At 65.7% G+C, this 25,946-nt stretch carries 30 protein-coding genes; 25 read left to right on the top strand and 5 right to left on the bottom strand.

Annotated features, from left to right (window positions below; genetic code table 11):
- Positions 1-42 precede the first annotated feature (42 nt).
- Both fabI and C7T96_RS10930 read left to right on the top strand, forming a co-directional pair.
- Complete coding sequence (gene fabI, locus C7T96_RS10935; RefSeq protein WP_106571258.1) at positions 43-855, top strand: enoyl-ACP reductase FabI; 813 nt, start codon at positions 43-45, stop codon at positions 853-855.
- A 45-nt stretch (positions 856-900) separates the two neighbouring features.
- Complete coding sequence (locus C7T96_RS10930) at positions 901-1,488, top strand: histidine phosphatase family protein (RefSeq protein ID WP_106571257.1); 588 nt, start codon at positions 901-903, stop codon at positions 1,486-1,488.
- Between the two features lie 7 nt (positions 1,489-1,495).
- Here C7T96_RS10930 and C7T96_RS10925 read toward each other — a convergent pair whose 3' ends face one another.
- Positions 1,496-1,753, bottom strand: a complete 258-nt coding sequence (locus C7T96_RS10925) for a DUF1344 domain-containing protein (RefSeq protein WP_338036286.1) — start codon at positions 1,751-1,753, stop codon at positions 1,496-1,498.
- A 175-nt stretch (positions 1,754-1,928) separates the two neighbouring features.
- On the opposite strand from C7T96_RS10925, the gene aroC reads away from it, so the two are divergent.
- From aroC to C7T96_RS10870, 11 genes are all read left to right on the top strand, one after another.
- Complete coding sequence (gene aroC, locus C7T96_RS10920; RefSeq protein ID WP_106571256.1) at positions 1,929-3,026, top strand: chorismate synthase; 1,098 nt, start codon at positions 1,929-1,931, stop codon at positions 3,024-3,026.
- Positions 3,027-3,048: 22 nt separating this feature from the next.
- Positions 3,049-4,152 (top strand): 3,4-dihydroxy-2-butanone-4-phosphate synthase, encoded by a 1,104-nt coding sequence (gene ribB / locus C7T96_RS10915; RefSeq protein ID WP_106571255.1) that lies wholly within the window; start codon positions 3,049-3,051, stop codon positions 4,150-4,152.
- A gap of 95 nt (positions 4,153-4,247) precedes the next feature.
- Complete coding sequence (locus C7T96_RS10910; protein WP_106571254.1) at positions 4,248-5,228, top strand: hypothetical protein; 981 nt, start codon at positions 4,248-4,250, stop codon at positions 5,226-5,228.
- A 75-nt stretch (positions 5,229-5,303) separates the two neighbouring features.
- Entirely contained in the window at positions 5,304-6,230 is a 927-nt protein-coding gene (locus C7T96_RS10905; RefSeq protein ID WP_106571253.1) for a histone deacetylase family protein, read from the top strand.
- A gap of 2 nt (positions 6,231-6,232) precedes the next feature.
- Positions 6,233-6,484, top strand: coding sequence for an exodeoxyribonuclease VII small subunit (locus C7T96_RS10900; protein ID WP_106571252.1), 252 nt, complete (start codon positions 6,233-6,235; stop codon positions 6,482-6,484).
- 123 nt (positions 6,485-6,607) lie between these two features.
- On the top strand, positions 6,608-6,985 hold the full coding sequence (locus tag C7T96_RS24195; protein WP_199190453.1) for a hypothetical protein: 378 nt from the start codon (positions 6,608-6,610) through the stop codon (positions 6,983-6,985).
- Between the two features lie 202 nt (positions 6,986-7,187).
- Positions 7,188-8,108: a pirin family protein gene (locus C7T96_RS10890; protein WP_106571424.1), complete on the top strand. Its 921-nt coding sequence runs from the start codon at positions 7,188-7,190 to the stop codon at positions 8,106-8,108.
- A 78-nt stretch (positions 8,109-8,186) separates the two neighbouring features.
- Positions 8,187-10,106 (top strand): 1-deoxy-D-xylulose-5-phosphate synthase, encoded by a 1,920-nt coding sequence (dxs, locus tag C7T96_RS10885; protein WP_106571251.1) that lies wholly within the window; start codon positions 8,187-8,189, stop codon positions 10,104-10,106.
- 113 nt (positions 10,107-10,219) lie between these two features.
- Positions 10,220-10,489 (top strand): hypothetical protein, encoded by a 270-nt coding sequence (locus tag C7T96_RS10880; RefSeq protein WP_106571250.1) that lies wholly within the window; start codon positions 10,220-10,222, stop codon positions 10,487-10,489.
- 59 nt (positions 10,490-10,548) lie between these two features.
- Positions 10,549-11,313 carry a TlyA family RNA methyltransferase gene (locus C7T96_RS10875; RefSeq protein ID WP_106571249.1) on the top strand — a complete coding sequence of 255 codons (765 nt, stop codon included), beginning with the start codon at positions 10,549-10,551 and terminating at the stop codon, positions 11,311-11,313.
- Positions 11,310-12,560, top strand: a complete 1,251-nt coding sequence (locus tag C7T96_RS10870) for a class I SAM-dependent RNA methyltransferase (RefSeq protein ID WP_106571248.1) — start codon at positions 11,310-11,312, stop codon at positions 12,558-12,560. Before C7T96_RS10875 ends, C7T96_RS10870 begins: the two co-directional genes overlap by 4 nt.
- 20 nt (positions 12,561-12,580) lie before the next feature.
- Here the strand turns inward: C7T96_RS10870 and cobB are convergent, their stop codons facing one another.
- Positions 12,581-13,300, bottom strand: a complete 720-nt coding sequence (gene cobB, locus C7T96_RS10865; RefSeq protein ID WP_106571247.1) for a Sir2 family NAD+-dependent deacetylase — start codon at positions 13,298-13,300, stop codon at positions 12,581-12,583.
- A 238-nt stretch (positions 13,301-13,538) separates the two neighbouring features.
- Positions 13,539-14,954: a metalloprotease TldD gene (gene tldD / locus C7T96_RS10860; protein ID WP_245414121.1), complete on the bottom strand. Its 1,416-nt coding sequence runs from the start codon at positions 14,952-14,954 to the stop codon at positions 13,539-13,541.
- A 95-nt stretch (positions 14,955-15,049) separates the two neighbouring features.
- On the opposite strand from tldD, the gene C7T96_RS24030 reads away from it, so the two are divergent.
- Complete coding sequence (locus tag C7T96_RS24030; protein WP_158264342.1) at positions 15,050-15,211, top strand: hypothetical protein; 162 nt, start codon at positions 15,050-15,052, stop codon at positions 15,209-15,211.
- Between the two features lie 66 nt (positions 15,212-15,277).
- On the opposite strand, the gene C7T96_RS10855 is transcribed toward C7T96_RS24030, so the two are convergent.
- Positions 15,278-15,751, bottom strand: a complete 474-nt coding sequence (locus C7T96_RS10855) for an invasion associated locus B family protein (RefSeq protein WP_245414133.1) — start codon at positions 15,749-15,751, stop codon at positions 15,278-15,280.
- A 423-nt stretch (positions 15,752-16,174) separates the two neighbouring features.
- Here C7T96_RS10855 and coxB point away from each other — a divergent pair, with 423 nt between their 5' ends.
- From coxB to rnhA, 11 genes are all read left to right on the top strand, one after another.
- A complete protein-coding gene (gene coxB, locus C7T96_RS10850) occupies positions 16,175-17,053 on the top strand; it encodes a cytochrome c oxidase subunit II (RefSeq protein ID WP_106571244.1) in 879 nt (292 codons plus the stop codon).
- 38 nt (positions 17,054-17,091) lie between these two features.
- Positions 17,092-18,744: a cytochrome c oxidase subunit I gene (gene ctaD / locus C7T96_RS10845; protein ID WP_106571243.1), complete on the top strand. Its 1,653-nt coding sequence runs from the start codon at positions 17,092-17,094 to the stop codon at positions 18,742-18,744.
- A gap of 72 nt (positions 18,745-18,816) precedes the next feature.
- The gene (locus C7T96_RS10840) at positions 18,817-19,761 is read left to right on the top strand and encodes a heme o synthase (protein ID WP_106571242.1); all 945 of its coding nucleotides are present in this window, start codon (positions 18,817-18,819) and stop codon (positions 19,759-19,761) included.
- A gap of 1 nt (position 19,762) precedes the next feature.
- Positions 19,763-19,921, top strand: a complete 159-nt coding sequence (locus C7T96_RS24185) for a hypothetical protein (RefSeq protein ID WP_164749733.1) — start codon at positions 19,763-19,765, stop codon at positions 19,919-19,921.
- The gene (locus C7T96_RS10835; protein WP_106571241.1) at positions 19,918-20,556 is read left to right on the top strand and encodes a cytochrome c oxidase assembly protein; all 639 of its coding nucleotides are present in this window, start codon (positions 19,918-19,920) and stop codon (positions 20,554-20,556) included. The genes C7T96_RS24185 and C7T96_RS10835 overlap by 4 nt, the downstream gene beginning before the upstream one ends.
- A 1-nt stretch (position 20,557) precedes the next feature.
- Entirely contained in the window at positions 20,558-21,445 is an 888-nt protein-coding gene (locus tag C7T96_RS10830) for a cytochrome c oxidase subunit 3 (protein ID WP_106571240.1), read from the top strand.
- Between the two features lie 296 nt (positions 21,446-21,741).
- Entirely contained in the window at positions 21,742-22,131 is a 390-nt protein-coding gene (locus C7T96_RS10825; protein WP_106571239.1) for a DUF983 domain-containing protein, read from the top strand.
- Complete coding sequence (locus C7T96_RS10820) at positions 22,118-22,888, top strand: SURF1 family protein (protein ID WP_106571238.1); 771 nt, start codon at positions 22,118-22,120, stop codon at positions 22,886-22,888. Before C7T96_RS10825 ends, C7T96_RS10820 begins: the two co-directional genes overlap by 14 nt.
- 49 nt (positions 22,889-22,937) lie before the next feature.
- Complete coding sequence (gene ispH / locus C7T96_RS10815) at positions 22,938-23,939, top strand: 4-hydroxy-3-methylbut-2-enyl diphosphate reductase (RefSeq protein WP_106571237.1); 1,002 nt, start codon at positions 22,938-22,940, stop codon at positions 23,937-23,939.
- Positions 23,940-23,949: 10 nt separating this feature from the next.
- Positions 23,950-24,918 carry a homoserine kinase gene (locus C7T96_RS10810; protein ID WP_106571236.1) on the top strand — a complete coding sequence of 323 codons (969 nt, stop codon included), beginning with the start codon at positions 23,950-23,952 and terminating at the stop codon, positions 24,916-24,918.
- Entirely contained in the window at positions 24,915-25,379 is a 465-nt protein-coding gene (rnhA, locus tag C7T96_RS10805; protein ID WP_106571235.1) for a ribonuclease HI, read from the top strand. The genes C7T96_RS10810 and rnhA overlap by 4 nt, the downstream gene beginning before the upstream one ends.
- Positions 25,380-25,405: 26 nt before the next feature.
- Here rnhA and C7T96_RS10800 read toward each other — a convergent pair whose 3' ends face one another.
- Positions 25,406-25,891 carry a peroxiredoxin gene (locus tag C7T96_RS10800; protein ID WP_106571234.1) on the bottom strand — a complete coding sequence of 162 codons (486 nt, stop codon included), beginning with the start codon at positions 25,889-25,891 and terminating at the stop codon, positions 25,406-25,408.
- Positions 25,892-25,946: the final 55 nt, after the last annotated feature.

Genomic DNA, 25,946 nt, shown 5'->3' with positions numbered 1-25,946 from the left:
ATAGGCTTGCGGGAGCTTGATCGGTGCACGAAAGGTAGGGCGATGGCGGGTGAAAACGGGCTGCTGGCGGGAAAACGCGGTCTCATCATGGGAGTCGCCAACAACCGCTCGATCGCCTGGGGCATCGCCAAGTCCTGCGCCGGCCAAGGCGCGGAACTGGCGCTCACCTATCAGGGCGAGGCGCTGAAGAAGCGGGTCGATCCTCTGGCGAGCGAACTCGGCGCCCACGTTGCCGGCCATTGCGACGTGACCGAGGACGACACCATCGCCGCGGTGTTCGAGGGTCTCAGGCAGAAATGGGGCCGGCTCGACTTCCTGGTGCATGCGATCGCCTTTTCCGACAAGGACGAGCTCGACGGCCGCTATATCGACACCTCGCGCGAGAATTTCCGCCGCACTCTCGACATCTCCGCCTATTCGCTGACCACGATCGCCAAGCATGCCGAGCCGCTGATGAGCGCCGGCGGATCGATCCTGACGCTGACCTATTACGGCGCCGAGAAGGTGATGCCGCATTATAATGTGATGGGCGTTGCCAAGGCGGCGCTGGAAGCCAGCGTGCGTTATCTGGCCGTCGACATGGGCGCCAACGGTATCCGCGTCAACGCGCTGTCGGCCGGCCCGATCAAGACGCTGGCCGCGTCCGGCATCGGCGATTTCCGCTACATCCTCAAATGGAACGAGTACAACGCCCCCTTGAAGCGCACCGTCACCATCGAGGAAGTCGGCGACGCGGGCCTGTATTTTCTGTCCGATCTGTCGCGCGGCGTGACCGGCGAGGTCCACCATGTCGATTCGGGTTATCATGTCGTGGGCATGAAGGCGGTCGACGCGCCGGACATCTCCACCGTCTGAGCGGTTCGCCGCCCTGCCGAAAATGATCGCGAAAGCGTGCCTGCAATGTCTCCGCTCGTCTATTTCGTGCGCCATGGCCAGACCGACTGGAACGCCGAGCTGCGCTTCCAGGGCCAGGTCGAGATCGACATCAACGATACCGGGCGCGCGCAGGCGCGCCGCAACGGCAAGGTGCTCGCGCGCCTGATCGACGATCCGTCCGGCTTCGACTTCGTCGCCAGCCCACTCAGGCGCACGCGCGAGACGATGGAGATCGTGCGCGCCGAAATGGGGTTGCCGGCGGCGGACTACCGGACCGATTCGCGCCTGGTCGAGGTCCATTTCGGCGACTGGCAGGGGTTTACGATCGAGGAAATCGAAACGGCCAGGCCCGGCGTGGGCGCGCAGCGCGATCGCGCCAAATGGGATTTCCTGCCGCCGGGGCCGGACGCGGAAAGCTATGCCGATCTCGCCGACCGGGTACGCGGCTGGATGGCCGAGGTCGAAGGCCCGACCGTATGCGTGACACATGGCGGCGTGATACGCGCCGTCTTCCTGATCGCCGGCGGTCTCGACCGCCACGCCGCGGCCGTCATGGCCGTGCCGCAGGATCGCATCCTGCGCTTGGCGGACGGCAAGCTCGATTGGCTTTAGGGCGCCGCTATTCGTAGATTTCCATGTCGGTGATCAGGTTGGTGCCGTTGACCACGTCATAGGCGATGACGATGTCGATGCCTTCCCTGATCGCCGACATGTCGATTTCGCCGGGAAGCTTGTAGGTCTTGCCGTCGTCGAGCACGATGGTGAGGGTGTCGGGATCCACCGACTGGATCGTGCCTTCGGCACTGGCGGCCAGACTTGGACTCGCCGAGAAAAGCGACAGGGCGACCAGCGCCGATGCGAGGATGCGCATGCTCATGACCTCTTGCCAGACTCCCGCTTGCGGCGCGGGTCTTGTGATTGGATGGGCGAGACAAGAGCAGAAACACCGCGATTGTGTCAAAACTAAATCGTCGTCCCGGACCGTTTGACCGATCCAGGAAAGGCAAATAGAAGGCAGCGACGGTCGCACAGGCGGCCGATGGGCCTCGTGAATGTCGCACAACACTTTTGGACATCTTTTCCGCGTCACCACCTGGGGTGAAAGCCACGGACCCGCGCTCGGCTGCGTGATCGACGGCTGCCCGCCCGGAATCGCGTTCACGCCGGCCGACATCCAGCGCGAACTCGACCGTCGTCGGCCGGGCAAATCGCGTTTCGTCACCCAGCGGCGCGAGCCCGACCAGGTCAAGGTGCTGTCCGGTTTCGTGCCGTCCGACGATGGCGAGACGCTGACGACCACCGGCACGCCGATCTCGCTGATGATCGAAAACGTCGATCAGCGCTCGAAGGATTATGGCGAGATCGCGCGCCAGTTCCGCCCCGGCCATGCCGATTACGGCTATTTCGTCAAATACGGGCTGCGCGACCATCGCGGCGGCGGGCGTTCGTCCGCGCGCGAGACCGCCGCGCGCGTGGCCGCCGGCGCGATCGCCCGCAAGGTGGTTCCGGGCCTTGTCGTGCGCGGCGCGCTGGTGGCGATGGGCGAAAAGCGCATCGAGCCGGCGAACTGGGACTGGGACTTCGTCGATCATCGGGACAATCCCTTCTTCACGCCCGACCCGGCCTCCGTGGCGGTGTTCAGCGACTATCTCGACGCCGTGCGCAAGGCTGGCTCCTCTGTCGGAGCCGTGGTCGAAATCGTCGCCGAGGGCGTGCCGGCCGGCCTCGGCGCGCCGGTCTATGCCAAGCTCGATCAGGACATCGCCTCGGCGATGATGTCGATCAACGCGGTCAAGGGCGTGGAGATCGGCAACGGTTTCGTGGCCGCCGGCCTGACCGGCGAGGAAAACGCCGACGAGATGCGCATGGGCAATGACGGCCGGCCGCGCTTCTTGAGCAACAACGCCGGCGGCGTGCTGGGCGGCATTTCCACCGGTGAGCCGGTTGTGGCGCGCTTCGCCGTCAAGCCGACATCGTCCATCCTGACGCCGCGCCGTTCGGTGGACCTTGAAGGCCGCGACGTCGACGTGGTCACCAAGGGGCGTCACGATCCCTGCGTCGGCATTCGCGCCGTGCCGATCGGCGAGGCGATGCTGGCCTGCGTGATCGCCGATCATTATCTTCGCCACCGCGGCCAGATCGGCGGCTGAGCACATCGAAAGCCGGAGCCCCATGCCCTACGACCAGAAAAAGACCGTCGAGGCCCTGCGCGCCTTCGAACGCGGCGAGATCGTCGTCGTCATGGACGATGACGGGCGCGAGAACGAAGGCGACCTGATCGTCGCCGCCACCCATTGCACGCCCGAAAAGATGGCCTTCATCGTGCGCCACACCTCAGGCATCGTCTGCGCGCCGATGACCCGCGACGAGGCGCGCCGGTTGAACCTGGCGCCGATGGTCGCCGACAACGACGCTCCGCACAGCACCGCCTTCACCGTCTCCGTCGACTACAAGCACGGCACCACCACCGGCATTTCCGCCGACGACCGCACGGTCACGGTGCGCAATCTGGCCAACCCCAATTCCGGCGCCGCCGATTTTGTCCGGCCCGGCCACATCTTTCCGCTGGTCGCGCGCGAGGGCGGGGTTTTGATGCGCTCGGGCCACACCGAGGCCGCGGTCGATCTGTGCAAACTCGCCGGCCTGCCGCAGGTCGGCGTCATCTGCGAACTGGTCAACGACGACGGGTCGGTGATGCGCGGTCCGCAAGTCTCGGCGTTTGCCGACCGGCACGGGCTCAGGCAGGTTTCGGTCGCCGACCTGATCGCCTATCGCCAGAGGCAGGAAACGCTGGTTCAGCGCATCGACTGTTTCGAGGTCGAGACGCCGGCCGGGCGGGCGATGGCCCATGTCTATGCGCTGCCCTGGGAGCCGATGCATCATCTGGCGATCGTCTTCGGCGATATCCGCGACGGGGACGAAGTGCCCGTGCGGCTCCATTCCGAAGACGTGGTTGCCGACGTGTTCGGAACCGGCGACAGCCTGGTGCGCGCCATGGCGATGATGAGCGAGAAGCAGCGCGGCGTCGTCGTCTATCTGCGCGAAGGGTCGGTGGGCGTCGCCCATCAGGCCCGTATGCGTCCGGGCGAGGCCGGCGAGGACCATGCCGAGGCGCGCCTGCGCGAGAGCGAGTGGCGCGAAATCGGCCTCGGCGCGCAGATCCTGCGCGATCTCGGCATTTCCTCCATCGATCTGCTCGCCTCGCGCGAGCGCCACTATGTCGGGCTCGAAGGGTTCGGCATTCGCATCGCGCGCACCAGCATATTGGAACGCTGAGCCCCGGTCGGCGGCACGTCCTCCGTATCGCGATAGTTTGATTAGCCTGCGCGAATGTGTAGCGTCGCGCGGATCGAACGAATCGGGAGCGGAAAATGTGGGATTTTGACATCGGGCGCACACTCGCGATCCTCGCCAGAACCTGGCCTTTCATCGCGGTGCGCCTGCTGGTCTATTTCGGCATCACGGTCGCCTATGTGGCGGCCACCGGCACCGGCGCCGGGATCGGCTTCGGCGTCGGGCACATCTTCGGCGGCGCCGAGGGGCCGGCCGCGGTCGCGTTCTGGGGCGGCGCGGTGGGCTTCGCGCTGGTTTCGGTCGTGCTCTACTGGCTGCGCGAATATATTCTCTACGTCGTCAAGGCCGGTCATATCGCGGTGATGGTGCGGCTGATCGATGGCCAGCCGGTGCCGGACGGCAAGGGCCAGGTCGCCTATGCCCGCGAGATCGTCACCGAGCGTTTCGCCGAGGCGAACGCGCTTTTCGTGCTCGACCAGCTCGTCAAGGGTGCGATCCGCGTCGTCACCGGTCTGATCGGCGGCATCGCGGCGTTCCTGCCGATTCCCGGCCTGCAGGGGCTGGCCCGGTTCGTCAACACGGTGGTCCGCCTGTCGCTGACCTATGTCGACGAAATCATTCTCGGCTACAATATCCGGGTCGAAAGCCGCAATCCCTACGACAGCGCCCGCCACGGCGTCGTGCTCTACGCGCAGAACGCCACCACGATGATCAAGAACGCCGTCTGGCTGGCCGTGTTCATGTGGCTGCTGACCTTCGCCGTCTTCCTCGTCATGCTGGCGCCGGCCGCCGCCATTCTCTACGCCATGCCAGGCCAGCTTGCCGGCTGGTCGTTCGTGCTCGCCATCGTGTTCGCGCTTGCGCTCAAGGCCGCGCTGATCGAGCCTTTCGCGATCGCGGCGCTGATGGCGGTCTATTTCCGCACCATCGAGGGACAGGTTCCCAATCCCGAGTGGGACCAGCGCCTGGCCGGTGCGTCGCGTCATTTCCGCGAACTCGTCGACAAGGCCAGGGGCGCGTTCGGCGGCGCGCCGGCCGCCGACGGCGGGCAGGCCTGAAATGGCTGTGCCCGGCCGCTGGGAAAACCGTCTTTGGCGGTGGCCGATCGCGGCGTTGTGATTTAGGCTCAAATCATGACGCTGCGGTTTTACACTCACCCGATCTATCTCGAACATCTGACGCCGGAGGGCCATCCCGAGCGACCGGACCGGCTGCGTGCCATCGAAAAGGCGCTCGAGCACGAGGTCTTCGCCGGGCTTGAGCGCGTCGAGGCGCCCGAGGGCGATCCCGACACGATCCTCTATGCCCATCCGCAATCCCATCTGGACAGGATCCATGTCGCCATTCCCGAAGAGGGGATCGCGCGGGTGGACGCCGACACGGCGGTCAGCCCCAAGAGCTGGCAGGCCGCGCTGACCGCGCTCGGCGCGGCCAACGCCGCCGTCGACGACGTTTTCGAAGGTCGCGCCGACAACGTCTTCGTCGCCGCCCGTCCCCCCGGCCATCACGCCGAGAAGGACCGCGCGATGGGGTTTTGCCTGTTCAACAACGCCGCGATCGCCGCCCGCCATGCCCAGCGCAAGCACGGCGCCGAGCGTGTCGCGGTGATCGACTGGGATGTCCATCACGGCAACGGCACCCAGGACATTTTCTGGGACGACGCGTCGGTGCTTTATTGCTCGACCCACCAGATGCCGCTTTATCCCGGCACCGGCGCCAAGCACGAGACCGGTGCCGGCACCATCGTCAACGCGCCGCTTTCGCCGGGCGACGGCAGCGCCGCCTTCCGCGAGGCGTTCCGCACGCGGGTCCTCAAATCGCTCGACGATTTCGCGCCCGACCTGATCGTCATTTCGGCCGGTTTCGACGCCCATCACCGCGATCCGCTGGCCGAGATCAACCTGACCGAAGACGATTTCGACTGGGCGACCGGCGAACTCATGGAGCGGGCCGGCCGCTTCTGCGACGATCGGCTTGTCAGCCTTCTGGAAGGCGGTTACGACCTTCAGGGACTGGCCGTGTCGGTAGCGACCCATATCCGGCGCATGATGAAGGGATGACGATGGCGGACAAGCCGAACGAGGACATCAAGGCGATGAGCTTCGAGGACGCGCTGGCGGCCCTCGAACGGATTGTCGACGACCTCGAAAAGGGCGACGTTCCGCTGGAACAGTCGATCACGATCTACGAGCGCGGCGAGGCGCTGAAGCGCCATTGCGACCAGCTTCTCAAGGCCGCGGAAGCCAAGGTTGAAAAGATCCGCCTGTCGCGCGAGGGCAAGCCGGAAGGCACCGAGCCGCTGGACGGCGCTTGAGCGGCGATTGTGAACTCTTGACTTTCTGTCGAGACTGCACCACGTTTTCATCATATCCGCTACGCCCGTAGGCGGGCATTTATTCAGAACCCCCGCGCGGCGACGTTCGGGGGTTCGTTATTTATGCGTGTCTCGGTTTTGATTGATGGCGGCCACTTGCGTGTATTGGCCCGTCAAGCGGGCCACGCTTATAAGCCCGACTATATCGACAAGGTGGCCCAAGCGTGCGTTGCGCCGGATGAGCGGCTCGTGCGGATATTTTACTACGACTGCGCTCCCTATATCGGCAAGGCGAAGCTGCCTGTTTCGGGAAAAGACTTTGAATTCAACGGTTCCGACGCCTGGCTTCGTAAGCTGGCGGCGCGCGACCTGTTCGCGGTTCGGCGCGGTGTGCTGAAGTTTCGCGGCTTTAAACCGAAGAAAATTCCCATTTCGGCCGTAACATTGACGGACGCCGATTTTGTCCGGACTTCGAGCAGAAAGGTGTGGACATGCGAATAGGGCTGGATATCGCGAACCACGCTGCGACGCGATCCGTTGATCGGATCATACTCCTGTCCGGCGACACGGATTGCCTCCCGGCAATGAAACACGCGCGTATCAGCGGGTTGCAAATTGTCTTGGCGACGATGCCCAATCATAAGGTCGCGCCGGAACTGCTGTGGCATTCGGATTTTGAACGCCGCGTGGCGTGGCCGGCCTCATGAGCTTTTTCCCCGGAAAGGACCCCAAACCCGGCGACGCGTCCGCCTGCGACGCGGTCGAACTGATGGTCGTTCCCAACGCTCGCGACATCGGCGGCTTCGAGGTTCGCCGCGCCCTGCCGACCGCGCGCCGGCGGCTGGTCGGCCCGTTCATCTTCTTCGACCGCATGGGCCCGGCGATCCTGCGCGCCGGCCAGGCGCTCGACGTCAGGCCGCATCCCCATATCGGGCTGGCGACGGTGACCTATCTGTTCGACGGCTCCATTCGCCACCGCGATTCGCTCGGTACCGAGATGGTGATCGAACCCGGCGACGTGAACTTGATGACGGCCGGCCGCGGCATTGTCCATTCCGAGCGCACGCCGCAGGAAACCCGCGGCCGCGACAACGCCATATCCGGCCTGCAGACTTGGCTCGCCCTGCCGGAGGATCGCGAGGAGATCGCGCCGCTGTTCGAAAACACCCCCAAGGCCGATCTGCCGGTGATCGACGCCGACGGGCTCGCCGGCCGTATCATCATCGGCGGCTTCGACGGCCTGTCGTCGCCGGTGCGCACGGCCTCCGACACGCTCTACGCCGATCTGCGGCTTGCCGCCGGCGCGCGCGTGCGCATTCCCGCCGAGGCCGAGGAGCGTGCGATCTACGTGCTTGACGGCGAGGTGGTCATCGCCGGCGACGTCTTTGCCGCCGACCGGCTGCTTGTGCTGCGGCCTGGCGACGAGATCGTGGTGTCGTCGGAAACGGGCGCGCATTTCATGCTGTTCGGCGGCGCCTCGCTCGGCACGCCGCGCCATATCTGGTGGAACTTCGTCTCCTCCTCCAAGGAGCGCATCGAGCAGGCCAAGGAAGAATGGCGCAGCGGCCGTTTCGACATCGTGCCGGGCGACGAGGAGGAGTTCATTCCGTTGCCTGGCACATGAGCCCGCGTTGTTTCAGCACGTTTACTTTCGTGGCCCGAGCGCCTATGTCCGGTAAAGCCTTTAAAAGAAAACAAAGCCATGGCCGCGAACCCGCCTCCGCAAACGCCCCTTCTGGATCAGGCCTACACGCCCGCCGATCTCAAAAAACTGCCTGAAAGCAAGCTGCCGCAGCTCGCCGAGGAACTGCGCGCCGAACTGGTCGATGCGGTCTCGCAGACCGGCGGCCATCTCGGCGCGGGGCTGGGCGTGGTCGAGTTGACGGTCGCCATTCACTACGTGTTCGACACGCCCAGGGATCGGGTGATCTGGGATGTCGGCCATCAGGCCTATCCGCACAAGATCCTGACCGGCCGTCGCGACCGTATTCGCACGCTGCGCCAGGAAGGCGGACTGTCCGGTTTCACCAAGCGCGCGGAAAGCGAATACGACCCGTTCGGCGCCGCGCATTCCTCGACCTCGATCTCGGCCGGGCTCGGCATGGCGGCCGCGCGCGACCTGTCGGGCGGCGACAACAACGTCATCGCGGTGATCGGCGACGGCGCCATGTCGGCCGGCATGGCCTACGAGGCGCTCAACAATGCCGGCGCGCTCGACGCCCGGCTGATCGTCATCCTCAACGACAACGACATGTCGATCGCCCCGCCCTCGGGCGCGATGAGCGCCTATCTGGCCCGTCTGGCCTCCGGCCGCACCTATCAGGGCATTCGCGATATCGGCAAGAAGCTCACCTCCTATCTGGGCAAGACCGCCGACAAGGCGATCACCCGCGCGGTCGAGCATGCGCGCGGCTACGTCACCGGCGGCACGCTGTTCGAGGAACTGGGCTTTTTTCACATCGGGCCGATCGACGGGCACAATCTCGAACATCTGATCCCGGTTCTGAAGAATGTGCGCGACCACGGCGACGGCCCGGTGCTGATCCATGTCGTCACCCAAAAGGGCAAGGGCTACGCGCCGGCCGAGGCGGCGAGCGACAAATATCACGGCGTCAACAAGTTCGATGTCATCACCGGCGCCCAGGCCAAGCCGGCGGCCAATGCGCCGTCCTACACCAAGGTGTTCGCTCAGAGCCTGATCCAGGAAGCGCGCGAGGACGAGCGGGTCGTCGGCATCACCGCGGCGATGCCGAGCGGCACCGGGCTCGACCTGTTCGGCGAGGCGTTTCCCGAGCGCATGTTCGACGTCGGCATCGCCGAACAGCACGCCGTCACCTTCGCCGGCGGGCTTGCCAGCGAGGGTTACAAGCCGTTCGCCGCGATTTATTCGACCTTTCTGCAGCGCGCCTACGATCAGGTCGTGCACGACATCGCCATCCAGGGCCTGCCGGTGCGCTTTCCGATCGACCGGGCGGGTTATGTCGGCGCCGACGGCGCGACCCATTGCGGCGCGTTCGACGTCGCCTATCTCGCCACCTTGCCCGGCTTCGTGGTGATGGCGGCGGCCGACGAGGCCGAGTTGCGCCATATGGTGCGCACCGCCGTCGACTACGACCAGGGGCCGCTCGCCTTCCGCTATCCGCGCGGCAACGGCGTTGGCGTCGACATGCCCGAGCGCGGTTCGGTTCTGGCCATCGGCAGGGGACGGGTGCTGCGCGAAGGCACCAAGGTGGCGCTGTTGTCGCTTGGGACCCGCTTGCAGGATTGCCTTGCCGCCGCCGAGGAACTCGATGCCGCCGGCCTGTCGACGACGGTCGCCGATGCCCGTTTCGCCAAGCCGCTCGACCGCGAGTTGATCACCCGCCTTGCCCGCGAGCACGAGGTTCTGGTCACGGTCGAGGAAGGTGCGATCGGCGGTTTCGGCAGTCATGTGCTGCACTTCCTCGCCCATGAAGGCTTGCTGGAAAACGGTCTCAAGGTGCGCCCGCTGGTTCTGCCCGACGAATTCACCGACCAGGCCAAGCCCGAGCGCATGTACGAATGGGCCGGCCTCGACCGGGCCGGGATCGTGGCGACGGTGTTTGCCGCGCTCGGCGCGCAGGCTCGCGCCGCCCGCGCCTGAAGCCGATCGTAACGCCCTGTTTACGCTGGTTTTTCGTAACCTGCTTACCCTGTCCCTTGGCCGAATTTTAGGCTCCGTCTGCTAATCACGCTCCCGGGACAGGGAGCTTGATAATGATGAGATTGACGATCGTGCTGGCGGGGCTGGCGCTGACGGCGCCGGCCATGGCGGATCAGAAAGTCGACCGCAGCATCGACGCGGCGGCGGCGCGGATCGTGGCCGAACGGATCGGCGAGATACGCGGCAGCTTCGCGCCCGGCCACACGCCGGACTTTGTCGGCGAGCTCAAAACGGTCGCCTCGGCGGCGCCGTCCGGCAGTTTCTGGCACGACGGGCTGGCGCGGGCGCGCGACGTGGCGCCGCTTGCCGGCGATACCAACTGACGCATGGCCGCCGGCGCGGGCCGGCTTGCGTGGCCGGCCCGCTTTCGTCAAACAGGCTCATGACGGAAAACCAGGCCGGTTCGCCCAAATTTCGCCTCGACGATCTTCTCGTGACACGGGGCTTTTTCGCGTCCCGTTCGCGGGCACGCGATGCCGTCTTGCGCGGAACCGTGCTGGTCGACGGCCGGCCGCAGACCAAACCGGGCAGCCGGATCGCCGGCGATGCCTACCTCGTGGTCGACGATCCGGCGCGGGCCTATGTGTCGCGCGCCGCACTCAAACTCGTTGCCGCCTTCGACCGGTTCGGGCTCGATCCCGCCGGCGCAGTCGCGCTTGATATCGGCGCGTCGACCGGCGGTTTCACCCAGGTGCTGCTCGAGCGCGGGGCGCGCCATGTCTTCGCCGTCGATGTCGGTCATGGCCAACTGGATGCCGGCCTTGCCGAGGATCCGCGCGTCACCAATCTCGAAGGCCTCAACGCGCGCGATCTCACCCCGTCGCATGTAGCGGACCTCCCTGTGGGTCTTGTCGTATCCGACGTCTCTTTCATTTCGCTGAAACTGGCGCTGCCGGCCGCACTCGACCTGGCCGACGCCGGCGCCGGCGCCGTGCTGCTGGTCAAGCCGCAATTCGAGGCCGGTCGGGCGGCGATCGGCAAGGGCGGCATCCTGCGCGATCCGGCCTTGGGCGAACGTATCGCTGAGGACATGGCGGCATGGCTCGAAAGCCGGCCCGGCTGGCGCGGGCTTGGAACAATGCCCTCGCCGCTTGCAGGCGGGGATGGCAACCGGGAATATCTGCTTGCGGGGATCAAGGACCGATGACGACCAGGTTGCGTATCGACAGGCTCGGGGCCCAGGGCGACGGCGTTGCGGACACCGAGGCCGGACCGGTCTATGTGCCGTTTGCGCTGCCGGGCGAATTGGCGACGGTGGCCGTCGAGGCGGATCGCGGCACGTTGATCGCGGTCGTGGAGCCCTCGGCCGCGCGCGTGGAACCGGCATGCCGGCATTTCGGCGAGTGCGGCGGCTGCGCGCTACAGCATCTCGATTCCTCGGCCTATCTCGCCTGGAAGCGCGACAAGCTGGTCGCAGCACTCGCCAGCAGGGGGCTCGAGGTCGAGGTCGGCGAGACGGTTGCCTGCGAACCGGGCGCGCGCCGGCGGGCGGTCTTTTCGGCGCGCAAGACGGCGCAGGCGCTGCTCTTCGGCTACAATCGCGCCGCCACCCACCGGCTCGTCTCGATCGAGGAATGCCCGATCCTCGTGCCGCGCATTCCCGCGTCCTTCGCTGCGCTGCGTGAGCTGGCGGCCCTCGTCTGCGCCACCGACAAGACCTTTCGCATCGCTGTGAGCGACACCGAAAGCGGGCTCGACATCGCGGTTTCGGGTGCCGGCAAGACCGGCGAAAAGGCGCGCCGGGCCGCCGCCGACTTCGCCATCCGCCAGGGGTTTTCCCGGCTCGCGCTCGACGGCGAGGTGCTGATCGCGCCGCGCCCGCCGCAGATCAGCATCGGTGGCGCCGTGGTCGGCCCGCCCGTGGGTGGGTTCTTGCAGGCCGTTGCCGCAATCGAAACCGCGATCGCGGCGAGCGTCGTTTCCCATCTGGGCCACAACAAAATACGGCGCGCGGCCGATCTTTTTTGCGGTGTCGGCACTTTCGCGCTCAGGCTCGCCGAACGGGCCGAAATCCTGGCCGTGGAGAACGACGCGGCCGCGCTCGCCGCCCTCGACCGTGGCTTTCGCCACGCCGACGGCCTCAAGCGCATTACGACGGAAAAGCGCGACCTGTTTCGCCGGCCGCTGACGACCAAGGAGCTGAACCGGTTCGACGCTCTTGTGTTCGATCCACCGCGGGCGGGTGCGGAGGCGCAGGCGCGCCAGATCGCGATCAGCGACGTGCCGCGTGTTGCCGCGGTGTCTTGCAATCCGGCGACGCTGGCACGCGATCTGCGCATTCTGGTTGATGGCGGCTACCGTCTCGTCGAGGTGACGCCTTTCGACCAGTTTTTGTGGTCAGCCCATGTCGAGGCGGTGGCGCTCTTGGAAAAACCGGCGAAGAAGCGGCGCTGACGCGTGACGGCGACGGCCTTTCAGCGGCCGGCGAGCAGCCCGCGCACATAGTCGGGCACGATTTCGGTCGCCCTTCCGTGCCGGCTTTCGGCGAACTGCGTGGCACCCTGCGACGGTTCGAGATTGAGTTCCACCGTATGCGCGCCGGCCTCGCGGGCGATGTCGACAAAACCGGCCGCCGGATAGACATTGCCGCTGGTGCCGATCGACAAAAACAGGTCGCAGCGCGCAAGCGCGGTCTCGATCCGGTCCATCCAGTAGGGCATCTCGCCGAACCACACCACGTCCGGCCGCAGAGAGCCGGCCGTGGCGCAGGACGGGCAGGGCGTCGTCCGCGACAGGTCCCCGCCCCATCGGTGGCGCTGGCCGCAATTGGCGCACAGCGCGCTGCCCAGTTCGCCATGCATGTGGACCAGGGCGCGCGATCCGGCCCGTTCGTGCAGGTCGTCGATATTCTGGGTCACAAGCAGGAAGTCGTCGCAAAATCCCCGTTCCAGTTCGGCCAGTGCGAAATGGGCCGCATTCGGCTCGACCGCGGAAAGACCGCGCCGGCGCTGATTGTAAAAATCCTGGACCAGTTCGGGATCGCGCGCGAACCCCTGCGGCGTGGCGACGTCGCGGTAGTCGACCCTCGACCAGATCCCGCCCTCGTCGCGGAACGTGTCGATGCCCGATTCGGCCGAAATCCCGGCCCCGGTGAGGATGACGATGGCTGGAGGCGGCGCGATTTTGTCTATCATTTTGGGCTTTCATCGAGAGAAAAACCGGCTTGTGTCTCAAGGATGAGGCACAGCAGCATTTGTCGATCAACATTATCCATTCCGGATAGACAAGAAACCGCGCCGTCTGAACGTGAGAGAAAAGCGGACTTTAGCGCGCAGAACCGGCATCGGGCCGGCGGCCGACGCTCTATTCGTTCGAACCTCTACTCGAATTGGTACGGGAGTGAAGGCACGCGCCGGTCCCGCGTCCGGCCGATCACGTCTGCGTGCCGCCGACCGTCATCTGGTTCATTCTCAAATGCGGCTGGCCGACGCCGACCGGCACGCCCTGGCCGGCCTTGCCGCACATGCCGATGCCGGTATCGAGTTTCATGTCGTTGCCGATCATCGTCACCCGGTGCATGGCGTCGGGGCCGTTGCCGATCAGCATCGCCCCCTTGATCGGGTGGGTCACCTTGCCGTTTTCGATCCGGTAGGCTTCCGTACAGGCGAACACGAATTTGCCGGAGGTAATGTCGACCTGGCCGCCGCCGAAGGACACGGCGTAGACACCGTCCTTGACCGAGGCGATGATCTCGGCCGGCTCCGCATCGCCGCCGAGCATGAACGTGTTGGTCATGCGCGGCATCGGCTCGTGCGCGTAGGATTCGCGCCGGCCGTTGCCGGTTGCCGCAACCCCCATCAGCCGGGCGTTCTGCCGATCCTGCATATAGCCGACCAGCTTGCCGTCCTCGATCAGCACGTTGCGGCCGCTCGGCGTGCCCTCGTCGTCGATGGTCAGCGAGCCGCGCCGTTCCGCGATCGTGCCGTCGTCGATCACGGTCACGCCCCGGGCGGCCACCTGTTGGCCCATCAGGCCGGCGAAAGCGGAGGTCTTCTTGCGGTTGAAGTCGCCTTCCAGCCCGTGGCCGACCGCCTCGTGCAGCATGACGCCCGGCCAGCCCGCGCCCAGCACGATGTCGAACGTGCCGGCCGGTGCCGGCTTGGCCTCGAGATTGACCAGCGCCTGGCGCAACGCCTCGTCGGCGGCGTGTTTCCACGATGTCTCGGCCACGAACGCGCCGAACCCCTTGCGCCCGCCCATGCCGTGCGAGCCGCTTTCCTGGCGGTCGCCGTCGCCCACCACCACGGCCACGTTCAGCCGCACCAGCGGCCGGACATCGCGCACCAAATGCCCGTCGGCGCGCAGGATTTCCACGGTCTGCCACGAGGCGGCGAGCGAGGCTGTGACCTGGCGCACACGCGGGTCCTTGGCACGCAGCCACGCGTCGATCTCCTGCAGCAGCCTTGCCTTTTCGGCGAAGCCGGGCGCCGCGATCGGGTTCTCGTCGCCGTAAAGCCGCCTGTTGGTGCCCGCCGGCGGTGTGGCGAGCCGGCCCGAATAGCCGGCCTTGACCGCCGAGACCGCGTCGGCGGCGCGCGCCAGCGCGTGTTCGGAAAATTCGCTCGAATGGGCGTAGCCGGTCGCCTCGCCGGCCACCGCGCGCAGGCCGAAGCCCTGGTCCTGGTTGAAATTGGCCGTCTTCAGCCGGCCATTGTCGAAGACCAGCGCCTCGTTTTCTGAATATTCCACGAACAGCTCGCCGTCATCGGCGCCCTGGATAGCGTTCGCGACCAGCCGCTTCACGGCCGTTTCGGGGATGTCGAATTTTTCCAGCAATGGGGCGGACACGCGCAGGCTCCCTCGGGTGGGTTTGTTTCGGCTTCCTCGCCTATATAGAGAATGCGGGCAAGGCTTTCACCCACGAGCGTGCGAGGAGGGCGAGAATGCGCAAGGGCGCGAGCGTAAGAAACCTGCTGTTTTGGGTCGCGGCCGGCGCCCTGGCGGGGCTGGCGGCCGGATCGCCGTTCGGAAGCGACTACATGCTGGCCGGCGCGGGACTCGGCATGGCCGGCGGCCTTGGCATTCATTTCGGCCTGCGCCGCTGAAGCGCGTATCGCCGCGCGCGTCCGCTTCCATTACGGGCAGACCGCGGAGACCGCGCTCGCGACGGTTCAGGGCAGTGCGTCGAACCCTTCCGAGAAGCCGGACAGATCGACCGGAATGCCGATGCCTTCTTCCGGCGTCTGGAAGACGATGAAGGTGGCCGCGGTGCCGGATTTGAACGTGTCGAGCAACTGGTCCTCCAGGATCACCTCGGCATAGCAGCCGTCCTGGAAACAGCGCACGAAATAGGCGCGGCCGATATCCTTGCCGTCGACATTGAGACCGAGCCCGTTGGGCAGCAGCACGCCGAGCGGGGCCAGCACGCGCAGGATCTCGGCCTTGTTGTCGGCCGTCTTCAGCACCACCACCGAAAGTCCGACTTCGGGCCGGTCCTCGGCCACGACGTTCTGCATCAGCACGCATTGCTCGCCGGTCGCCCCGGCCGGCACGTCGCAGATGATCGACCACGCGCCATGGGTCGAGCGCACCGAGCCGCCCTGCTGGGCGTAGGCCTCCGGCAGGAACATCATGCTGGCGGCCATCACGGCGGCGGCGGCGAAAAGACGTGCGGGTAAGGTCAGCATGAGGGCTCCATGGCGAATCAGCTGAATCTATCGTGCGCCCGGCGCCATTCAAAGCGGGGCTTTGCGGCCGTCAAGCGATGATTCGCCGGACCACTTGCCTTCGAAATCCGCCGGAAATGCGACCTGAGCCGGCGCGATCGCCCGCGTCGCGCCGTCCGTGCGGCAGCGTAACGCCGAAGCGACCGCGGTCGCGGTCCCTGTCCGCCAGCCTGCGCGGCGCCAATTTGCCGCTCGCGCAAAAATGCCGCATGGATGGCGGGGCGGGCTTCCTTGCAGATGTCGGGAGAGTATGGTTTTAACGGCCGACATCATGGCTGGGTCCCTGACCCGGCAGACCTGCGCGCACCGGAACACAGGCTGCGCATTCCGATCGAGGAGAAGATGAGCGTGATAAGAAAGCCCCTGGCGATCCTGTCCGGCTTGGCGGCCTGTATGGCAGCCGCCCCCGCTCTTGCCGCGCAGCCGACCCCCTGGCAGACGCGTTTTCAGCCGGCGGCCACCTCCATCATGGAGCAGACCACCTGGTTCGAGATCTATACGCTGTGGTTCATTTTGCCGATCACCGTTCTGGTCATGCTGCTGCTTGGCTGGGTGATCGTAAAATACCGGGCGAGCGCCAATCCGAATCCGTCGCGTACCAGCCACAACACGCTGATCGAGGTCATCTGGACGGTCGGTCCGGTCGTGGTGCTGCTGTTCTTGGCGGTGCCGTCCTTCCAGCTCCTGTCGGCGCAGTATTCTCCGCCTGAGGACCCCGCCATCACCATCAAGGCGACCGGCGTTCAGTGGTATTGGGATTATGAGTATCAGACCGAGGAGGAGCCGCTTTCCTTTTCCTCGCTGATGCTGGCCGAGGACGGTCGCGCCGCGCTCGGCAAGGAGGATCGTGAGACCTATCCGCGCCTGTTGGCCGTCGACAACGAGGTGGTTGTGCCCGTCGACACCACGGTCCGCATTCTGGTGACGGCCAGCGACGTCATTCACGCCTTCGCCGTGCCGGCCTTCGGCGTCAAGACCGATGCGGTTCCCGGCCGGATCAACGAAATCTGGTTCAAGGCCAAGAAGGAAGGCATCTATTACGGTCAGTGCTCCGAGCTTTGCGGCAAGGATCACGCCTTCATGCCGATTGCCGTCCGGGTGGTCTCGGCCGATCAGTACGACACCTGGCTCGCCGCCGCGCGCTCGGATCTCGCCGGCGCCAACAAGGCGCTGATGGCGGCGACGGATGCGCAGACCAAGGTTGCGGCCGCCGGCGAATAACGCCGCGAACGGTCAGAATAAGGGAAACGGAGCGTAACATGGCAGGCGCTGCAGCTCACGATGCGGACCACGACCACAAGCCCTATGGCTGGACGCGGTGGGTCTATTCTACCAATCACAAGGACATCGGCACGCTCTATCTGATCTTCGCGATCTGTGCCGGCATCATCGGCGGCTTCCTGTCGGTGATGATGCGCTGGGAGCTTGCCGAGCCGGGCATCCAGATCTTCCACGGGCTCGCCGCCATGGTCTACGGCGTGGAGGGCGATGCCGCCCTCGATGCCGGCAAGCACATGTACAACGTGTTCACGACCGGCCACGGCCTGATCATGATCTTCTTCATGGTCATGCCGGCGCTGATCGGCGGTTTCGCCAACTGGATGGTGCCGATCATGATCGGCGCGCCGGACATGGCCTTCCCGCGCATGAACAACATCTCGTTCTGGCTGCTGCCGCCCGCTTTCATTCTGTTGCTGATGTCGATGTTCGTGCCCGGACCTGCCGGCGCTCTCGGCGCCGGTGGCGGCTGGACGGTCTATCCGCCTCTGTCGACGTCGGGTCAGCCCGGCCCGGCGATGGATCTCGTCATCCTGTCGCTGCACATCGCCGGCGCGTCGTCGATTCTCGGTGCGATCAACTTCATCACCACCATCTTCAACATGCGCGCGCCGGGCATGACACTGCACAAGATGCCGCTGTTTGCCTGGTCGGTGCTGATCACGGCGTTCCTGCTGCTGCTGTCGCTTCCGGTGCTTGCCGGCGGCATCACCATGCTTCTGACCGACCGTAATTTCGGCACCGCCTTCTTCGCGCCGGAAGGCGGCGGCGACCCGATCCTGTTCCAGCATCTGTTCTGGTTCTTCGGTCACCCCGAGGTCTACATCCTGATTCTGCCGGGCTTCGGCATCGTCAGCCACATCGTGTCGACCTTCTCGCGCAAGCCGATCTTCGGTTATCTCGGCATGGCCTACGCCATGGTCGCCATCGGCGTGGTCGGCTTCATCGTGTGGGCGCACCACATGTACACCACCGGCCTGTCGCTCGACACGCAGCGTTACTTCGTGTTCGCCACCATGGTGATCGCGGTGCCGACGGGCGTGAAGATCTTCTCGTGGATCGCCACGATGTGGGGCGGCTCGATCTCCATGCGCACCCCGATGCTGTGGTCGATCGGCTTCATCTTCCTATTCACCGTCGGCGGCGTCACGGGCGTTCAGCTCGCCAATGCCGGCCTCGACCGCTCCTTCCACGACACCTATTACGTCGTGGCCCACTTCCACTACGTGCTGTCGCTGGGTGCCGTGTTCGCGATCTTCGCGGCCTGGTATTACTGGTTCCCCAAGATGACGGGTTACATGTACTCGCCGCTGATCGCGCGTACCCATTTCTGGGTCACCTTCATCGGCGTGAACCTGATCTTCTTCCCGCAGCACTTCCTCGGCCTGGCCGGCATGCCGCGTCGGTATATCGACTATCCCGACGCCTTCGCGGGCTGGAACCTGGTCTCCTCCTACGGTTCCTATATCGCCGCGATCGGCGTGGTGATCTTCCTCTACGGCGTGTTCGAAGCCTTCCGCAAGAAGCGCGTCGCCGGCGCCAATCCGTGGGGCGAGGGCGCCACCACCCTGGAATGGCAGCTGCCGTCGCCGCCGCCCTTCCACCAGTGGGAAGAGCTGCCGAGGATCAAGTAGGCACAGGCAGAAAACGAAGCCGTCGGTTCGCCGGCGGCTTCGCTCAAAGGGACAAAGCGGTACAGCGTTTTCATGGCTATCGTCGACAACCATATCTCCGCCTCGGAAGCGGGCGTGCGCCTCTCGGAGGCGACGCCGGGCGATTATTTCGCGCTTTTGAAGCCGCGGGTGATGTCGCTGGTCATCTTCACGGCGATGGTCGGTCTGGTCGCCGCGCCGGGAACGCTGAACCCGTTCATCGCCCTGGTCGCGATCCTGGCGATCGCGGTCGGCGCCGGCGCGTCCGGCGCGCTCAATATGTGGTACGACGCCGACATCGACTTGGTGATGTCGCGCACCGCCGACCGGCCGGTGCCCTCGGGGCGCATTGCTGCCGGCGAGGCGCTGGTTTTCGGCCTCGTCCTGTCGGCGTTCTCGGTCATGACCCTGGGCGTGATCGTCAATTGGGTCGCCGCCGGCCTGCTCGCCTTCACCATCTTCTTCTACGCCGTCGTCTACACGATGTGGCTGAAGCGCTGGACGCCGCAAAACATCGTCATCGGCGGCGCGGCCGGTGCGTTCCCGCCGATGATCGGCTGGGCCGCGGCGACGGGCTCCGTCAGCCTGGAAAGCGTCATTCTGTTCCTGATCATCTTTTTGTGGACGCCGCCGCATTTCTGGGCGCTCGCCCTGTTCAAGTCCGGCGACTACGAGCGGGCCGGCGTTCCCATGCTGCCCAATGTCGCCGGCGCGGCCGCCACCCGCCGCCAGATCCTGGCCTATTCGCTGCTGATCGCGCCGGTCGGCGCCGCGCCGTGGGCCTTGGGTTTCGCCAGCGCGGCCTATGGCGTGCTGGCCGTCGCGCTCGGCGCCGGTTTTGCCTGGCATGCCTGGCGCGTGTTCGCGATGGCCGACGACGACCGTGCCATGAAGCCGGCCAAGGCGCTGTTTGCCTATTCGATCGTCTATCTGTTCGCGATCTTCGCCGCGTTCCTGATCGATACCGTCGCCGGTCGCATCGCCGGATTCGGAGGCTGACATGAGCGACAAAAAGGGTCTCGTCCTCAGTCCGGCCCAGGCCAAGGCACGTCGTGCGCGTTCCATCGCCATCGGCCTGGCGTTGGCGGCGCTGGTCGCCATCTTCTACTTCGCCACGATCGCCAAGTTCGGCCCGGCCATCTTCGAGCGTGCGCTATGACGACCGTGAGCGAGAAAAAGCCGATCGGCGACAAAACCGAACGCTCCAACCGCGTCATCGCCACGGCCTGTCTGGCGTTTTTCGTCGGCATGATCGGCATGGCCTACGCCGCCGTGCCGCTTTATCAGCTGTTTTGCCAGGTCACCGGCTATGGCGGCACGACCCAGCGCGTCGAGCAATATTCCGATACCATTCTGGATCGCGAGATCACGATCCGTTTCGACGCCAACGTCGCCAGCGATCTGCCCTGGGACTTCAAGCCGGTTCAGCGCGACGTGAAGATCCGGATCGGCGAGACGGCGCAGATTTCCTACACCGCCCGCAACATGTTCAAGGCGCCGGCGCGCGGGCGCGCGACCTTCAACGTCTCGCCGCCGACGGCGGGTGCCTATTTCAACAAGGTCGAGTGTTTCTGCTTCACCGACACCGAGCTGAAACCGGGCGAGACCATGGACATGCCGGTGGTTTTCTTTATCGATCCGGAAATCGTCAACGTTCCGGAACTGAAGAACACCGAGACCATCACGCTGTCCTACACTTTCTTCTCCATTGACGGGGACGAACCCGTCGCTGCTTCGCCCGTGGGCGAAGCGACAGACGCAACGACGAACGAGACGACCAAGCTCGGGGGCTGACATGGCTGACGCACACGCCAAACCGCAACACGATTACCACATTATCGACCCGAGCCCCTGGCCGTTCATCGGCTCTGTGGGCGCGCTGATCATGGCGATTGGCGGCGTCGCCTGGATGCAGAGCATGCGCAGCGGCACGCTGCCCTTTTTCGGCATGGACCTTGCCGGCGCCAAGTACTGGATCTTCGCGATCGGTCTCGCGCTCGTCCTCTACACGATGATCGCCTGGTGGTCGGACACGATCAAGGAAGCGCATGAGGGGCACCATACCCGCGTGGTGTCGTTGCATCTGCGCTACGGCATGATCATGTTCATCGCCTCGGAGGTGATGTTCTTCGTCGCCTGGTTCTGGGCGTTCTTCGACGCCAGCCTGTTTCCCAACGAGGCCGCCCAGGTCGCGCGCGCCGAATATACCGGCGGCGTGTGGCCGCCCGAAGGCATCGAGGTGCTCGATCCCTTCCACCTGCCGCTCTACAACACCATCATCCTGCTTCTGTCGGGCACGACGGTCACCTGGGCGCACCATGCGCTGCTGCACGACGACCGCAAGGGCCTGGTCTGGGGCCTGGCCCTGACGGTCGCGCTCGGCGTGCTGTTTTCCTTCGTCCAGGTCTACGAATATATGCACGCGCCGTTCGCCTTCAGCGATTCCATCTATGGCGCCACCTTCTACATGGCGACCGGTTTCCACGGTTTCCACGTCTTCGTCGGCACGATCTTCCTGCTGGTGTGCCTGTTGCGCGCCATGCGCGGCGACTTCACCTCCAAGCAGCATTTCGGCTTCGAGGCGGCCGCCTGGTACTGGCATTTCGTCGACGTGGTGTGGCTGTTCCTGTTCGCCTGCATCTATGTGTGGGCATCGTCCGGCGCGACGATCGCCGCGCACTGACGCGCGCCGGCCAGAATGTGAAGCGGCCGCCTTCGGGCGGCCGTTCCTTTTTGTCGCTTCCTTTTGCGCGCGCCGGACGGGGAACGCTCCGCCACATCCCGGCGCCGCTCCGCGAGGCTGCGACAATGGCGAGCGTCGACCCCGGCGGCCCGATCGTGATAGATGGCGGCCGGACGGTTCGGAATGCCGGACCCGGTCCCGGCGGAGCTGGACCGGACTTTCGGCGCCGGAGCCGATGCGCAGATGGATGAAATCCGGACCATGCCAGACAACGCCACCTCGAGCGAGACCAGGCTATGAGCCAGGACAAGGCGCATTATCCGCCCGTCGAGCCGATCGGGGCCGGCCTCAAGGGGCGCTGCCCGCGCTGCGGCGAGGGACGGCTCTTTTCCGGATATCTCAACGTGAACGAGAACTGTGGCAATTGCGGTCTGGGGTTCGATTTCGCCGATGCCGGCGACGGCCCGGCGGTGTTCGTCATCCTGATCGTCGGCTTTTTGGTGGTTGGCCTCGCCCTGTGGGCGGAAGTGTCGTTCGGGCCCCCGCTATGGCTGCATTTTTTGCTGTGGATCCCGCTTGCCGTCGTCGGCTCGCTGGTGCCGCTGCGCCTGTTCAAGGGCGTTCTGATCAATCTGCAATATGCCAACAAGGCCCGGGAAGGGCGGCTCGACCATGGCGAGGACTGACACGCCGGTTTCCGCGCGGGCGGCGCCTTCGGCGTGGAAGGTCGTGCTGGCGGCACTCGTCCTGTTCGCCATCTTGTGCGCGCTCGGCGTCTGGCAGGTTCAGCGCCTGGCCTGGAAGGAAGGCCTGCTCGCCACCATCGAAGCGCGCATCCACCGGCCGCCCGCAGCCTTCGGCGAGGTTTTGGCCGCGCATGAGGCGGGCCAGGATATCGAATATCTGCCGGTCAGCGTCAGCGGTCGCTTCCTGCATTCCGGCGAGCGCCATTTCTTCGCCACCTGGAAAGGCGCGTCGGGTTATTTCGTCTATACGCCGCTGCTGCGCGCCGACGGTTCGGCCGTCTTCGTCAATCGCGGCTTCGTCCCCTTCGACCGCAAGCCGGCCGCCACGCGCGGCGAGGGGCAGGTGACGGGCGCGCTCACCGTCACCGGACTGGCGCGCGACCGGCTGGCGCAAAAACCGTCCTCGATCCTGCCCGACAACGAACCCGCCAAAAACATCTTCTACTGGAAGGATATCGAGGCGATGGCGGCCACCGCCGGCCTGCCGGAGGGAACCGAGATCGTGCCGTTTTTCGTCGACGCCGACGACAATCCCAATCCGGGCGGGCTGCCGGTGGGCGGCGTGACGCTGATCAGCATGCCCAACAACCACCTGCAATACGCCGTGACCTGGTTCGGCCTGGCGGCGGCGCTCGCCGGTGTCGTCGGCGTCTGGCTGGTGCGCATAAGGCGCGAGGATCGAGCCCGCCGCCCTTGACAGGCACCGGTGCGGCGCATCATGTCCGCGGCAGGAAGGTGATCGACCCATGCCCGAATCCAACAAGCATCCGCTGACCATCCGGCTGTGCCAGCCGCGCGGTTTTTGCGCCGGCGTCGACCGCGCCATCCAGATCGTCGTTCTGGCGCTGAAGAAATACGGCGCCCCTGTCTATGTGCGCCACGAGATCGTCCACAATCGCTACGTGGTCGAGGGCCTGCAGAATCTGGGCGCGGTGTTCGTCGAGGAGATCGACGAGATACCGGACGAGCATCGCGATTGTCCGGTGGTGTTTTCCGCCCATGGCGTGCCGAAATCGGTGCCGCGCGATGCCGCCGAGCGGGCGCTGTTTTATCTCGACGCCACCTGTCCGCTGGTGTCCAAGGTCCACAAACAGGCGATCCGTCACCATCGGCTCGGCCGCCATGTCGTGCTGGTCGGCCATGCCGGCCATCCCGAGGTCATCGGTACGATGGGCCAGTTGCCCGACGGTGCCGTCAGCCTGATCGAGACCGAGGAGGATGTGGCGCGCTTCGCGCCGGCCGATCCGGCCGCGCTCGGATTCGTCACCCAGACGACGCTGTCGGTCGACGACACGGCCGGCATTGTCGGCGCGTTGCAGCGGCGCTTTCCCGCCATCCAGGCCCCGGCCGCCGAATCGATCTGCTACGCCACCACCAACCGCCAGGAGGCGGTCAAGGAGACCGCGCCCGGTGCCGACCTGTTCCTGATCGTCGGCGCGCCGAATTCGTCCAATTCACGCCGGCTCGTCGAGGTTGCCGAGCGCTCGGGCGCCAAGCGCGCGCTTCTTGTGCAGCGCGCCGCCGACATCGCCTGGGACGAGATCGGCCCGATCCGCACGCTCGGCCTGTCGGCCGGCGCCTCGGCGCCCGAAATCATCGTCAACGAGATCGTGGAAGCCTTTCGCGACCGCTTCGACGTGACCGTGGAGCTTGCCGTCACCGCCACCGAGACGGAGGATTTCCCCGTCATGCGCGCCTTGCGCGATGTTGAACTGACCCGGGCCGACATGGCCTTCGTCAACGGCTGAGCCCTGCCAGATGGCCGTCTACACCGACATCAACGAGGTCGAGCTCGCCGCCTTTTTGCAGGAATACCGGCTTGGCGAGATGATGTCCTACAAGGGCATCGCCGAAGGCTCCGAGAACTCCAATTTCTACCTGCATACCACGGTCGGAACCTATATTCTGACCCTTTATGAGCGTCGGGTCGAGGTTACCGACCTGCCGTTCTTCCTCGGCCTTATGCAGCATCTGGCCCAAAAGGGCATTTCCTGCCCGCTGCCGGTCGAGCGCCGGGACGGCGGGTTGATCGGCGAGTTGGCCGGCCGTCCGGCCGCCATCATCACCTTCCTGGAAGGCATCTGGGTTCGTCGGCCGACGCCCGCCCATTGCCGCGCCGTCGGCGCCGCGCTCGCCGCCCTGCATCTCGCCGGCGCCGATTTCAAGCTCGGCCGCAAGAACGCGCTGTCGGTCGACGGTTGGAAACGGCTCTGGCTGCAGGCCAGGCCGCGCGCCGGCTCCTTCCAGGCCGGCCTGGTGGAGGAGATCGACGCCGAGTTCGCCGCCTTCGAGCGCGACTGGCCGTCGGACCTGCCGTCGGGCATCATCCATGCCGACCTTTTCCCCGACAACGTGTTTTTCCTCGGCGACCGGCTGTCCGGCCTGATCGATTTCTATTTCGCCTGCAACGACATGTTTGCCTACGACGTGGCGACCTGCCTCAATGCGTGGTGTTTCGAAACCGACAACGCCTTCAATCTGACCAAGGGCCGGGCCTTCCTCGCCGGCTACCAGAGCGTCCGCCGGCTCGAGCCGGCCGAACGCGAGGCGCTGCCGTTGCTGGCGCGCGGCTCGGCGCTGCGTTTCATGCTGACCCGACTTTACGACTGGCTGACGATTCCCGACGGCGCGCTGGTGCAGAAGCGCGACCCGAGCGAATTCATCCGCCGGCTGCGCTTCCATCGCCACATCCGCGCGACCTCCGAATACGGGCTCGAATCGTCATGAAAAAGGTAGAGATCTTCACCGACGGCGCCTGTTCGGGCAATCCCGGGCCGGGCGGCTGGGGCGCGATCCTGCGCTTCAACGGCACCGAAAAGGAGCTGTCGGGCGGCGAGGCCCACACCACCAACAACCGGATGGAGCTGATGGCGGCGATCGAGGCGCTGAACGCGCTCAAGCAGCCCTGCCAGGTCGTGCTCACCACCGACAGCGTCTATGTGCGCGACGGTATTTCCGGCTGGATCGACGGCTGGAAGCGCAATGGCTGGAAGACGGCGGCCAAGAAGCCGGTCAAGAATGTTGAGCTGTGGCAGGCGCTGGACGAGGCGCGCCGCCGCCACACGGTCGAATGGCGCTGGGTGAAGGGCCATGCCGGCCACGCCGAGAACGAGCGCGCCGACGAACTCGCCCGCGCCGCGCTCGTCAAGGTCAGGCCGGCACGGCGTGCCGCGCCGGCGCGCGGGTAAACGATGACCGCGGCCGGCCGGCCGTTTCAAAGCTGTTCGAGAATTCTCGCCGCGCCCGATTCCACGGCCTCGGCCGGGCTGGTCTCGATGTTGAGCGTGCGCAGCGTGCGGTCGTCCACGATCATCGAATAGCGCTTGGAACGGACGCCGAGCCCGGCGATCGACAGGTCGATGTCGAGCCCGAGCGCGCGCGTGAAATCGCCATTGCCGTCGGCCAAATAGACCAGCTTGCCTTCGCCGCCGGAAAACCGCGCCCAGGCCGTCATCACATGCTGGTCGTTGACGGAGACGACGGCGATCGTGTCGACGCCGCGCGCCAGGATGGCGTCGTAATTTTCCAGATAGCCGGGCAGGTGGTTGTTGGAGCAGGTCGGCGTGAACGCGCCGGGCACGCCGAACAGCACCACCGTCTTGCCCTCGAAAAGCTCCGCCACGCTGGTGTCTTTGGCGCCATCGGCGCCGATCGCCTTGAGCGTGGCGTCAGGCAGCTTGTCGCCGACCGATATTGTCATGAAAATCCCTCCGGAAAGTGTCTGTGAAGTGACGTCTGCCGAGATCACATAATGC

It is taken from the genome of Nitratireductor sp. StC3, assembly GCF_003015025.1.
GTDB lineage: Bacteria > Pseudomonadota > Alphaproteobacteria > Rhizobiales > Rhizobiaceae > Mangrovimarina > Mangrovimarina alexandrii.
This window is presented reverse-complemented; position numbering and strand designations above follow the sequence as displayed.

Coding starts and splice junctions, on each gene's coding strand:
- fabI (WP_106571258.1), top strand. CDS start 43: ATGGCGGGTGAAAACGGGCTGCTGGCGGGAAAACGCGGTCTCATCATG.
- C7T96_RS10930 (WP_106571257.1), top strand. CDS start 901: ATGTCTCCGCTCGTCTATTTCGTGCGCCATGGCCAGACCGACTGGAAC.
- C7T96_RS10925 (WP_338036286.1), bottom strand. CDS start 1,753: ATGAGCATGCGCATCCTCGCATCGGCGCTGGTCGCCCTGTCGCTTTTC.
- aroC (WP_106571256.1), top strand. CDS start 1,929: ATGTCGCACAACACTTTTGGACATCTTTTCCGCGTCACCACCTGGGGT.
- ribB (WP_106571255.1), top strand. CDS start 3,049: ATGCCCTACGACCAGAAAAAGACCGTCGAGGCCCTGCGCGCCTTCGAA.
- C7T96_RS10910 (WP_106571254.1), top strand. CDS start 4,248: ATGTGGGATTTTGACATCGGGCGCACACTCGCGATCCTCGCCAGAACC.
- C7T96_RS10905 (WP_106571253.1), top strand. CDS start 5,304: ATGACGCTGCGGTTTTACACTCACCCGATCTATCTCGAACATCTGACG.
- C7T96_RS10900 (WP_106571252.1), top strand. CDS start 6,233: ATGGCGGACAAGCCGAACGAGGACATCAAGGCGATGAGCTTCGAGGAC.
- C7T96_RS24195 (WP_199190453.1), top strand. CDS start 6,608: ATGCGTGTCTCGGTTTTGATTGATGGCGGCCACTTGCGTGTATTGGCC.
- C7T96_RS10890 (WP_106571424.1), top strand. CDS start 7,188: ATGAGCTTTTTCCCCGGAAAGGACCCCAAACCCGGCGACGCGTCCGCC.
- dxs (WP_106571251.1), top strand. CDS start 8,187: ATGGCCGCGAACCCGCCTCCGCAAACGCCCCTTCTGGATCAGGCCTAC.
- C7T96_RS10880 (WP_106571250.1), top strand. CDS start 10,220: ATGATGAGATTGACGATCGTGCTGGCGGGGCTGGCGCTGACGGCGCCG.
- C7T96_RS10875 (WP_106571249.1), top strand. CDS start 10,549: ATGACGGAAAACCAGGCCGGTTCGCCCAAATTTCGCCTCGACGATCTT.
- C7T96_RS10870 (WP_106571248.1), top strand. CDS start 11,310: ATGACGACCAGGTTGCGTATCGACAGGCTCGGGGCCCAGGGCGACGGC.
- cobB (WP_106571247.1), bottom strand. CDS start 13,300: ATGATAGACAAAATCGCGCCGCCTCCAGCCATCGTCATCCTCACCGGG.
- C7T96_RS24030 (WP_158264342.1), top strand. CDS start 15,050: ATGCGCAAGGGCGCGAGCGTAAGAAACCTGCTGTTTTGGGTCGCGGCC.
- C7T96_RS10855 (WP_245414133.1), bottom strand. CDS start 15,751: ATGGCCGCCAGCATGATGTTCCTGCCGGAGGCCTACGCCCAGCAGGGC.
- coxB (WP_106571244.1), top strand. CDS start 16,175: ATGAGCGTGATAAGAAAGCCCCTGGCGATCCTGTCCGGCTTGGCGGCC.
- ctaD (WP_106571243.1), top strand. CDS start 17,092: ATGGCAGGCGCTGCAGCTCACGATGCGGACCACGACCACAAGCCCTAT.
- C7T96_RS10840 (WP_106571242.1), top strand. CDS start 18,817: ATGGCTATCGTCGACAACCATATCTCCGCCTCGGAAGCGGGCGTGCGC.
- C7T96_RS24185 (WP_164749733.1), top strand. CDS start 19,763: ATGAGCGACAAAAAGGGTCTCGTCCTCAGTCCGGCCCAGGCCAAGGCA.
- C7T96_RS10835 (WP_106571241.1), top strand. CDS start 19,918: ATGACGACCGTGAGCGAGAAAAAGCCGATCGGCGACAAAACCGAACGC.
- C7T96_RS10830 (WP_106571240.1), top strand. CDS start 20,558: ATGGCTGACGCACACGCCAAACCGCAACACGATTACCACATTATCGAC.
- C7T96_RS10825 (WP_106571239.1), top strand. CDS start 21,742: ATGAGCCAGGACAAGGCGCATTATCCGCCCGTCGAGCCGATCGGGGCC.
- C7T96_RS10820 (WP_106571238.1), top strand. CDS start 22,118: ATGGCGAGGACTGACACGCCGGTTTCCGCGCGGGCGGCGCCTTCGGCG.
- ispH (WP_106571237.1), top strand. CDS start 22,938: ATGCCCGAATCCAACAAGCATCCGCTGACCATCCGGCTGTGCCAGCCG.
- C7T96_RS10810 (WP_106571236.1), top strand. CDS start 23,950: ATGGCCGTCTACACCGACATCAACGAGGTCGAGCTCGCCGCCTTTTTG.
- rnhA (WP_106571235.1), top strand. CDS start 24,915: ATGAAAAAGGTAGAGATCTTCACCGACGGCGCCTGTTCGGGCAATCCC.
- C7T96_RS10800 (WP_106571234.1), bottom strand. CDS start 25,891: ATGACAATATCGGTCGGCGACAAGCTGCCTGACGCCACGCTCAAGGCG.